Below are 9,039 nucleotides of genomic sequence, written 5' to 3' on the forward strand. Positions count from 1 at the left end.
TCTAATGGAACCTCATATTAGAATTCCGAATCGTATAGGCGGCATTTTCCCATTACTCTCGGCGGTATTTCTTCTTGTCCGCCTCGTTGATTTCCCGAACGACTCGGCAAGGATTGCCCACAGCAATCACTCCGGAAGGAATATCCTTAGTAACTATACTCCCCGCTCCGATGACCGTACCGTCCCCGATCGTCACTCCGGGCAGAACGGTCACACCTCCGCCGATCCAGACATGTTGTCGCCAATTTCGATGTTATAGCCGTAATCGCAAACAAAAGGCTGTTCGATCAAAAATCTATCCGTTGTTTTTCCCAGCAGATTCTTAATAATGGCTGTCCGCTCCTCCATTCTCCTAGGGTGGGTCTGGTTGTATTCATAACAGAGCCCTTTGGCATAGATGCGTTCTTCGATCAGCGCCTTGTCATAATTTGCATCATAGAGCAGACCTTTTGACGCTTTTTCTTTTTCAGTCATCGTTAATCTCCTTTTCATATGCTGCTGCGAGGCGTCTCTCGTATTGGCATAAGATCAATAAAGCTTCCATTCCTTCCAAGCGGTCTGATACAAGGTCAGATCCTCCGGGTGGTGTAATAAGCAGGTTGCTATGCGAAAATATAACGCCATAATCATATCCTCGATTAATTCATGTGTCTGTATGGGTTCATTGCCGAGCTGTTCGGCCGCGTTTACTAATATCGGCAGGTGCAGCCCATCCGGCGAAGAGCAAAATGCATATAAAACATCGTATAGCCGGCGGCCTAATTTAGGAAGCGGATCTATAATCCCGTACAGCTTTCCTTCCTCAAACAAAAAATTATGAACGCCGAAATCTCCATGCAGCACATAGAGATCTGCCCGCAAAATCCGCTTTTGCCGGCGCAGATGAATGTCCTTTACCAGAGCATGATCCGCTGCGTCGAGGTGAGATCCAATGATTGATTCCGAGTAAAGAATATCCTCCGTAACGCGCTTTGGATCCTCCACCCATTCATATTCATCCAATGATTCAGCCTGTACGTAGAACTGAAGCATGAGCTTTGTCAGATCGGACATCAGTTCCTGCTTCCGGGTTCGATTATAATTCGTTTCTCCAGGAATAAAATCATACACAAAATATCGGTATTCTGGATCAACATATCTGACGGATGGTAACGACGGTATTTCTTTATAAATTTGAAAAAAACGTGTCTCAGCAGCAATTCGCTGCGGTTCATTCGATTTAACCACATACATCTTCGGCGAATTCAAGGTGCCAATTACCCCAACCTTACTATGCGTACCCCCTTTCAATTCGCTCCAATGGCAAATCGACTCCGGGATAATTCGATTTTGTATTAATTCATTGATGATTGGATTCGACATATTAAATCCACCCCTAAGGTATCTGTCATCCCATTAGTTTACACGAATCATTATCTTAGCGCGAAGAAGGAAGGATAAATCCAGCTCCATGGCTTAAATCCGTCCCCTTCTTCCATTCCTGAGCAATAATCTCTTGAAGCTTCGTCTCTCTTGGAGCTGTATTTGCGTCATCCGGTCTCCCGCCGAAGACCCGTTCGAAGAGCTGACGATCGCTGCCCTCTGCGGGAAGAAGTTGAAATCGTTGATTAAATTGAAGAATATTGGATGCGGGCGGTAAAAAATTGCGAAATGAAGGAGTCAGCAGCCAGGAAGAGCATACATAACCTGAATAAAGCCGATCCGGGAATAAAGAGCTGAAGAACTGTGCAGCGTCCTTCAACGATTGCCCGCAGCGTTCCGGAGTAAGCGGCTCCCCTTCTTGAATATGCAAATCCAGCACCAAGCTGGACGGATTTAATACCATCTCCCATTCCCCGGAAAGCGAATATAAGTCGGTCTCTTCCCCATCGCAGGAGCGGATCATCAACTCTCCGCTTCGGTTATGACGATATACAATAAAAGGCTGATCCCAATGCTTGGGCATATATTGCAATCTGCCGATTTTGAAAAGCTTGCACCGGATATGATTCAAAATCCATGAGGTTTCGTCTAACCCCCAAACTCCATATTGCCGTTCATATTTCTCCATCCAAACCCGTACGTCACTTAGCGTGTCCGCTAAAACAATCTCCGAAATACCCTTATTCGAATAAAATGCCTGCATCTGCGGGATACCAGATAGAATGACAACAACCGCGAGCATCCCCGAACTTATCCCGCACGCAGCGGCGGCTTCGTCAATGATTGATTTTGCCTCTTGTTCGTTGTAATGCTCGGTTTGAATGATCTTCTCATGACAATCCATTACCTGCGCCAGCAGAGCGGAATCTTCCTTGATGGCTTGGATCGTTGTCAGATATGCATCAACGGCCCCTTCAGGCAGATGGAGCAGATTGTTCATTTCATAGATATAACCATCTTCCAAATAAACGGTATCCTTATGGTTCATCCACATTCATCCTCACCTTCTTGGGTGCTGCAATCACTCTTCTCAAAGACCAGCGTCCCGAACCGTTCAGGTACATGAAAATTGACCGCTCCCGTAGGGCACCATGCAGAGTAGTGGCGCTCTCCCGCTGCATCGTCATCGATTCGGAATAAGTTCCAGCGCCAGGAAGTTCCGTTCACAGGCAGCTGTTTGAAAATGCGCAGCGGTAATCGCAGCTCGTAAACGCGTGCGCCATCCGGTTCGACGCAAACTTTGGTCTGAAGTCCCTCAGCATGCCAATCCATATCCGCGGTTATACCCCCGCCGGCATCCCTGTCGATCAACGCATCGAAAACGACATTCCTCGGACTGACTTCGATCTCATAATAAATTTGTCCGGTTCCTGCTTCATCAATGAAGACTTCAACGACATCCTCCAGATAGAGCGGATCATCATGACATTCCATGGTCGCAACGACATGATCATCCTCACATTCGAAACGTATGTATAAAGAATCTTTCGTCCAGCAAGCCCGCACTCTCGTTGCGAGGCGCGGAGTCTTGCCCGAGGTTACGTCGCGAAGTGAAACCTCATCCATCTGCTTCCAGGGAATTCCCAGCCTAACCTCATTTACATATCGACAAGTATATTGCATTCCCCTGGTCCCTCCAATAACAAAATTAAACCTCATTCCTGCTCCTCAAAAAATAAGAAAAACTCCCTCTGTTGAGGGAGAAAGCAGCGCCACATGTCTTGCTTTTGTGCCAGCATGATATGAAATCTATGCGTTACTCTTTCACAGCTACCCACTCGCCCTGCTGGTCGGCCGATTCAATCTCGGCCTCGACGATTTGAATGGTTCCCATCGTGCTTGCCGGAGCTGCGATCGTGACTGGTTCATGGTTCAGAAGGGCTTGGACAAAATATTTCAGTTCGAAATAATAGCCTAGATCCTCGGATAACTCCGGCGTGAAGCCCTCCCCGTCATTCGGGTTGATTTGCAGCTTCCCGCCTTGGAATACAGCATTGCCCTGCTCGAAATTAACCCGGTACAGCATTTCAAAACCATAATCTCCCTGCAGCGTCCAATCCGCTTGGGCATTAAGTACTTTGCCATCCTCATACCGGTAATTCGCAGACAGCATATCGTAGCCGCCTCCGGCGATAACATTACGGGCAAGGCATGAAACGGCTTTCGGCTTGCCGAACAGCCAATGGATCATGTCAACGTCATGCACATGCATGTCAAGCAATGCTCCGCCGCTCTTGTCCTTCTGAAGCAGCCATTCGCCCCAATTCGGTGTACTGCCGCCCCGATAGAAGTATCCGTTGGTCACTTGACCGTACGTTCCGCTGTCTACCAAGCGCTTCAAATACTCGTAAGCCGGCCAGAACCTCAGGCATTGTCCAATCATCAACTGCTTGCCCTGTTCTTCTGCCGCCTGCAGCATTTCTAGGCATTCCTCAGCATGAAGCGCCATCGGCTTCTCGCATAGAACATGCAATCCGTGCTTGAGGCATTGAACCGAAACAGACTTATGCAGATAAGTTGGAAGTGTAAGATCTACAGCATCAAGCTGCTCTTTCTCCAGCATTTCGGTAATACTCGTATATTTATGATAGCGGTCAAAGTCCAGTCCATTCGAGCCGGTATCGATATTTCCTCCAGCTGCACGTCCTTCAAGCTTCTCGATATCCACATCACAGATGGCGACGACCTTAATCGGCAGTCCTTCCTCCTCAAGCCTGGCATAATTCTCCAAATGCGTCCTTCCCATGAATCCAACCCCGACAAGCGCAATTCTTAGCATGATTATGAAGACCTCCCTAATATAGCATCCATTGATCCTGATGTATTCAAGATGATCTGCTTGGCATGGTGCTTGTAAGGTGGAATCATCTCTGCAATCACATAATCTTCATACCCGACGTCACGCAGCGCCTTCACGACTTCCGGATAATTGACATCGCCAGCCAGAAGATCAACAAACCCGTGCAGACCGCCCGCGTCCCTGCGGTAATCCTTGAAATGCACCTTCTTAATTCGTTTATTCAAAATCCGGATCCAATGCTCCGGATAACCCGAGAACAGCACATTGCCCACATCAAAGTATGAGCCTACATAAGGGGAATTGATTTTATCGATAAAATCACGCAGCTCCAGCGGAGAAAGCAGAAACTTGTTCCATACATTCTCAATTCCGATGGCCACTTTTACCGCCTCAGCTTCTTCAGCCAGCTGAGCAAAGGCTTCAAGCGCGTAATCATAGGCCTGATCATAGGGGACAATTTCAGAATCCGGTATAAAATCAACGCCCACAGCTCCGGGAACGACCAGAATCGTATCGACGCCAAGAATGGCCGCGCTCTCCAGCTGCTTCTTCACGATATCCTTTGCCTTCGCACGGATACTGGCTTGATTGCTCGTCAAGGCGTAAGTCCAATACAGCCCGCTTGCCAAGCTGGTCAATGCAATTCCGGCATCCTCAGCTTGTGCTTTATAGCCCAGCAGCTCCTGCTCCTTGCTCTCTAGGCTTAATTCACCCGTCTCGTTCAAAGCCAGCTCAATACCGTCGAAACCGGCTTCTTTAGCGAGCGTGATACTCGATTGCACCGTACTGCCGCTCGGGAACGACCAAATGTTGATTCCTTTTTTCATTCTTCTCATCCTCCGTTCTATGCCTATTATAAAACGGCATCTGCCTTTCGCCTTTATCCAAAAAGCCGGATTATTTGCACGAAGAGAGTAAGAATTTATGATAAAATGAGGATCACAATGACAAACTTGGAAGGGCGGTCAGGATGGATTTTCCAAGAACGGTACTGCAGCAATTTTTCTCCATCACGAAGCTCATTTCTTTCCATTATTTCGAGTATGCGCGCGGCTATATTTTCGAAGGTGAGCAGCATGATTTTTGGGAGTTTCTTTATGTGGACAAGGGTGAGGTTGAAGTAAGGGCCGATGACATCACACATACGTTGAAGCAGGGAGATATTATCTTCCACAAGCCGAATGAATTCCATACCGTTTGCGTTAAGCAGCACCATAAGCCGCCCAATCTGATTGTCATGTCCTTCGAATGCCAATCCGGCGCGATGGCAAAATTCGAGAACCAGGCTCTGCGTCTGGGCGACCGGGAGCGCAATCTTCTGTCAATGATCGTTCAGGAAGGATTCCAGGCATTCCTGCCGCCTTTTGACAGCCCTTCCTTTCATGTATTGGAGCGCAATCCCGCTGCACCGTTTGGAAGCGAGCAGGTCATTCGTTCGTATCTGGAAATCCTGTTCATCACCATTGTCCGGAACGGGCAGCAGATGCCGCTTTCGACTAACAAGGATAACAAAAAGCTGTCTCCCCTGCACAAAGAATCAGCCGAGCAGCAAATCGTTCAGCAGCTTATCGATTACATGAATGCGAATGTATCCCGGTCGCTCAGCCATGAACAGCTGTGCCAAACCTTCCATATTGGCAAAAGCCGACTAAAGGAGCTTTTTCAAGCGCAGATGGGTACCGGAGTATTGGAATATTTCAAATCCCTCAAGATTGAACAGGCTAAGACGCTCATTCGGGAGCAGCTGTATAATTTTACCGAGGTCGCAAATTTGCTGGGCTATGGAAGCATTCATTATTTCTCGCGGGATTTTAAGAAATCAACCGGCATGTCGCCCACGGACTATGCCAAATCGGTGATGGCGCGGTCGGTTGACCGATTGCCTTGAAAAAATGATATGATAGACCTGACTATGAGGAAAGGCGGAGAACACCTATGGCATATGAATTTATTATCGAACCCCCAACATATAATGCTTTTGAGGACGAGGCGGCACAGATTGGCAAGTGCAAGGAGTGGAATCTGCTGTCGGAGAAAGCATCCAAAACCAAAGCATTCTACTACAAAAGTAATGGTCAAAATTTCCCCTGCAGCATTGTCGGTTATGTCGATCAATTGACCGCTGTCATTGAATTCGATAATAAACAGAGGCACTGCATACATCCGTCCTATTTGAAGGAGATGCAGGCATCCAACTACGGTCAGAAGCTTGCAGCAGCAGCGGATGACTCACCTGCCGAGCCGGATGATACTGCTGCTCTGGAAGCTCAGAGCGGAGGATCTGCGTCGTCTGCTGAGGAAGCCAAAGTACCGGAGAAGAAGGCCGAAGAGCCTGCAGTGGACAAGCTTAAGGCTGAAGAATCCAAGGAGGGCGAACCTAAGGCTGAAGAGCAGCCGAAGACGAAGCCGGCAAAGAAAGAAAAGGCACCGAAGCTCCAGCTTCCGGAGGAAAAGGTGAAATTCACCGCTACCGTGAAGGAGTTCACGACGGTACCGAACCATTTTGCCGATCAGGATGATGAAGTGGTTATCTACGAAACCGTTGCACTGGTTGATCAGGAAGCAGAAGTTGGAACAGCCTGGTCCAGCCACAGTGCGACACTGAAGAAATTCGAGCTGGAAGTAGGAGACGTCATCAGCTTTGAAGGCAAAATCGTAGCGAAGAAGCTGACCAAGCATCCCATACCTTATAAAATCAACAACCCGGGCAAATTACAGAAATTATAGTGTCATGACCTAAAGGGACTATGCGGCTGCATAGTCCTTTTTGTATTCATTCCCCTGATGCACAATCAGACTTCATCATCACAGGTTCATGCTCGGATTCGTATTTATCAATTAAGCTGCGGCCTAACTCGGTCGTCCACATCCGGTATACCCCATCATTCATTTCCGCCGCCCGATCCCAGAGCTCTGGCTGATGCAGCAGGCTGAGCGCCTGCTCGATTGTCAAGTGCTCGGTACGAACGGCATCGTCCCAGCGATGATAATGGATCAGAACAATCTTGAGCAATTCCCTCTGAAGGAGCTTTTCCAGCTTCTCTGTAGCCATTTGGTAGATCTGATGGATTCTATAGGACGAATTCTGCCTCGCAATATCGTAGATTAACTGAAAAAATGGCTCTTCAGCCTCTGCTGCATTCAATAGAATCATATATTCAATATGGTCTTGTATGGAAAAGTCCGCTTGGGTCATATTTGTACCAGCCCCTATCCTTGTTTATGATCCTCCAACGACTACCTCTATTTACATATTTTGGATTTTATAGGTAGCTATTTCAGGCTGAGAATGATTTAAATGATCTTGAATTGGATACAACTGAAGCTGAATGAACAGAGCGGATTCGCCAGAACCAGGAGGGAATAGTTCGTTGAAGACTGCAGGGAAAGTAATGCTTGGTTTCATCGTGTTATATATCGGATTTGCTGCCGTGTTCTACTCTATTATTCAAATCCAAAAGTGGAAGGTCCGCCATCATGCGAACCAATATTTCTCGAAGCTAGTTGCGAATTCTCCCTCAACGGAGAGCGAGCAGCTCGTCTCTTTCCATCGGATCCGGGCAGAGTATGACGATGGCTGCGTATGCTTGGGTCACGTGCAATTAACGTATCGCGATCATGGACAACTGGTGAGTTATCCCGCTGTGTTCACCTTAAATAACCGATTCGAGGTGAAGGAGGTTACACGCTTACGCTAAAATCAAGTGCGGTTCGATAGCTTATAAACTTCCAGCAGATTCGCTTTTTCCTTCGTGTTTTCATGATAAAATAACCCGTCTTTAATGTGGTCGATGAATAGAATGCCATTCAAATGGTCGACCTCATGCTGGATACAGCGGGCAAGGAACCCCTCGCCTTCAATTACGGCCTCTTCCCCGGACCTTGTTAAAGTCTTCACCTTTACCGCCTGCGCTCTCTTCACAATTCCAGCATAACCGGGATACGACAGACAAGCCTCAGGTCCAATCTGTTCCCCGCTTGCATAGGTAATCTCCGGATTAATGAGCTCCATCAGGCCCTCGCCGCAATCCATGACGATCACTCTTCTTAGAATACCAACCTGCGGAGCAGCTAATCCAGCCCTCCCCTCCGATGCATGCAGGGTTGCTGCCATTTCATCGAGCAGCTTGATGATTTTTGGAGTGATCCCTTCAACCGGCTTAGCGCGTTTACGAAGAATGGGCTCTCCAAATGGCAGTATCGCTTTCACATTCGCTGCCATCTTTATGCCTCTTTCGCATGAGCAGATGGAGTATGGACCCACAAATCATTGGGCTTACAGGCTAAAGCCGTGCATAATGCATCAAGAGTATCCGCCTTCATCTGCTTCGGGTTACCCGATAATAAAGCGCTGATGGATGGCGCTGACAAGCTGTAATCTGCTTTCTCCTTCAATATGCGTGCCAATGCGGCTCCCGACCAAATTCCTCTGCTTGCCATAACTTGCCTTAACATCCATTCAAGCATAATGGTGGACACCTCTTCTCTCATTAGTTAATAGCTAAATAAATTAGGTATTGCCTAATGTTATTTTATTATCATCGGCTTTATTTTTCAAGCGTAATTACTGAGTCTCAACAAATTCCCTTTCCCAAACTATAGAGCAAGCTGGATAGGCCAACCAGAACTGCCCTGGTTGGCCTGATAGCACGAAAAGAGGCGCAAGCGCGCCTCTCCCGGAACATTGATAATTGTACATGCATGAGGAAGTCCATTGTGATCAGATTTCCTGATCCGTAATAACACACCAGATTTAGAATTGTCCGAAAGGCGAACCGTATCCGCCGGCAACGGCCATCAGCTTTTCCTGTTCTTCC

General features: G+C 47.6%; 11 protein-coding genes and 1 pseudogene. 3 read left to right on the forward strand and 9 right to left on the reverse strand.

The features are described 5' to 3' along the window. Nucleotides 1–52: 52 nt before the first annotated feature. The 6 genes and pseudogenes from ACFPYJ_RS24595 to ACFPYJ_RS24620 all read right to left on the reverse strand — a co-directional run bounded on the left by ACFPYJ_RS24595 (nucleotide 53) and on the right by ACFPYJ_RS24620 (nucleotide 5,049). Nucleotides 53–474, reverse strand: a pseudogene (locus ACFPYJ_RS24595) (maltose acetyltransferase domain-containing protein). 54 nt (nucleotides 475–528) lie between these two features. Then, nucleotides 529–1,362: a phosphotransferase gene (locus tag ACFPYJ_RS24600; RefSeq protein ID WP_379190864.1), complete on the reverse strand. Its 834-nt coding sequence runs from the start codon at nucleotides 1,360–1,362 to the stop codon at nucleotides 529–531. A 55-nt stretch (nucleotides 1,363–1,417) separates the two neighbouring features. Then, nucleotides 1,418–2,416 (reverse strand): acyltransferase domain-containing protein, encoded by a 999-nt coding sequence (locus ACFPYJ_RS24605; protein ID WP_379190865.1) that lies wholly within the window; start codon nucleotides 2,414–2,416, stop codon nucleotides 1,418–1,420. Further along, nucleotides 2,407–3,045, reverse strand: a complete 639-nt coding sequence (locus ACFPYJ_RS24610; protein WP_379190866.1) for a carbohydrate-binding family 9-like protein — start codon at nucleotides 3,043–3,045, stop codon at nucleotides 2,407–2,409. The genes ACFPYJ_RS24605 and ACFPYJ_RS24610 overlap by 10 nt, the downstream gene beginning before the upstream one ends. 133 nt (nucleotides 3,046–3,178) lie before the next feature. Beyond that, nucleotides 3,179–4,201 carry a Gfo/Idh/MocA family protein gene (locus tag ACFPYJ_RS24615; RefSeq protein ID WP_379190867.1) on the reverse strand — a complete coding sequence of 341 codons (1,023 nt, stop codon included), beginning with the start codon at nucleotides 4,199–4,201 and terminating at the stop codon, nucleotides 3,179–3,181. Between the two features lie 2 nt (nucleotides 4,202–4,203). Further along, the gene (locus ACFPYJ_RS24620; RefSeq protein WP_379190868.1) at nucleotides 4,204–5,049 is read right to left on the reverse strand and encodes a sugar phosphate isomerase/epimerase family protein; all 846 of its coding nucleotides are present in this window, start codon (nucleotides 5,047–5,049) and stop codon (nucleotides 4,204–4,206) included. A gap of 143 nt (nucleotides 5,050–5,192) precedes the next feature. Between ACFPYJ_RS24620 and ACFPYJ_RS24625 the strand changes: the two genes are divergently transcribed. Together ACFPYJ_RS24625 and ACFPYJ_RS24630 are read left to right on the forward strand one after the other, a co-directional pair. Continuing rightward, nucleotides 5,193–6,110 (forward strand): helix-turn-helix domain-containing protein, encoded by a 918-nt coding sequence (locus ACFPYJ_RS24625; RefSeq protein WP_379190869.1) that lies wholly within the window; start codon nucleotides 5,193–5,195, stop codon nucleotides 6,108–6,110. Nucleotides 6,111–6,157: 47 nt separating this feature from the next. Beyond that, nucleotides 6,158–6,949 (forward strand): prolipoprotein diacylglyceryl transferase, encoded by a 792-nt coding sequence (locus ACFPYJ_RS24630; RefSeq protein ID WP_379190870.1) that lies wholly within the window; start codon nucleotides 6,158–6,160, stop codon nucleotides 6,947–6,949. A 46-nt stretch (nucleotides 6,950–6,995) separates the two neighbouring features. Here ACFPYJ_RS24630 and ACFPYJ_RS24635 read toward each other — a convergent pair whose 3' ends face one another. Next, nucleotides 6,996–7,418, reverse strand: coding sequence for a hypothetical protein (locus tag ACFPYJ_RS24635; protein WP_379190871.1), 423 nt, complete (start codon nucleotides 7,416–7,418; stop codon nucleotides 6,996–6,998). Nucleotides 7,419–7,593: 175 nt separating this feature from the next. Between ACFPYJ_RS24635 and ACFPYJ_RS24640 the strand changes: the two genes are divergently transcribed. Beyond that, the gene (locus ACFPYJ_RS24640; protein ID WP_379190872.1) at nucleotides 7,594–7,920 is read left to right on the forward strand and encodes a hypothetical protein; all 327 of its coding nucleotides are present in this window, start codon (nucleotides 7,594–7,596) and stop codon (nucleotides 7,918–7,920) included. A 2-nt stretch (nucleotides 7,921–7,922) separates the two neighbouring features. Here ACFPYJ_RS24640 and def read toward each other — a convergent pair whose 3' ends face one another. Together def and ACFPYJ_RS24650 are read right to left on the reverse strand one after the other, a co-directional pair. Then, nucleotides 7,923–8,444, reverse strand: coding sequence for a peptide deformylase (gene def, locus ACFPYJ_RS24645; protein WP_379190873.1), 522 nt, complete (start codon nucleotides 8,442–8,444; stop codon nucleotides 7,923–7,925). A gap of 2 nt (nucleotides 8,445–8,446) precedes the next feature. Beyond that, nucleotides 8,447–8,689 carry a helix-turn-helix domain-containing protein gene (locus ACFPYJ_RS24650; protein WP_379190874.1) on the reverse strand — a complete coding sequence of 81 codons (243 nt, stop codon included), beginning with the start codon at nucleotides 8,687–8,689 and terminating at the stop codon, nucleotides 8,447–8,449. Nucleotides 8,690–9,039 lie beyond the last annotated feature (350 nt).

Origin of the sequence: Paenibacillus solisilvae (assembly GCF_042656405.1) — a bacterium.
GTDB classification, from domain to species: Bacteria; Bacillota; Bacilli; order Paenibacillales; family Paenibacillaceae; genus Paenibacillus_Z; species Paenibacillus_Z solisilvae.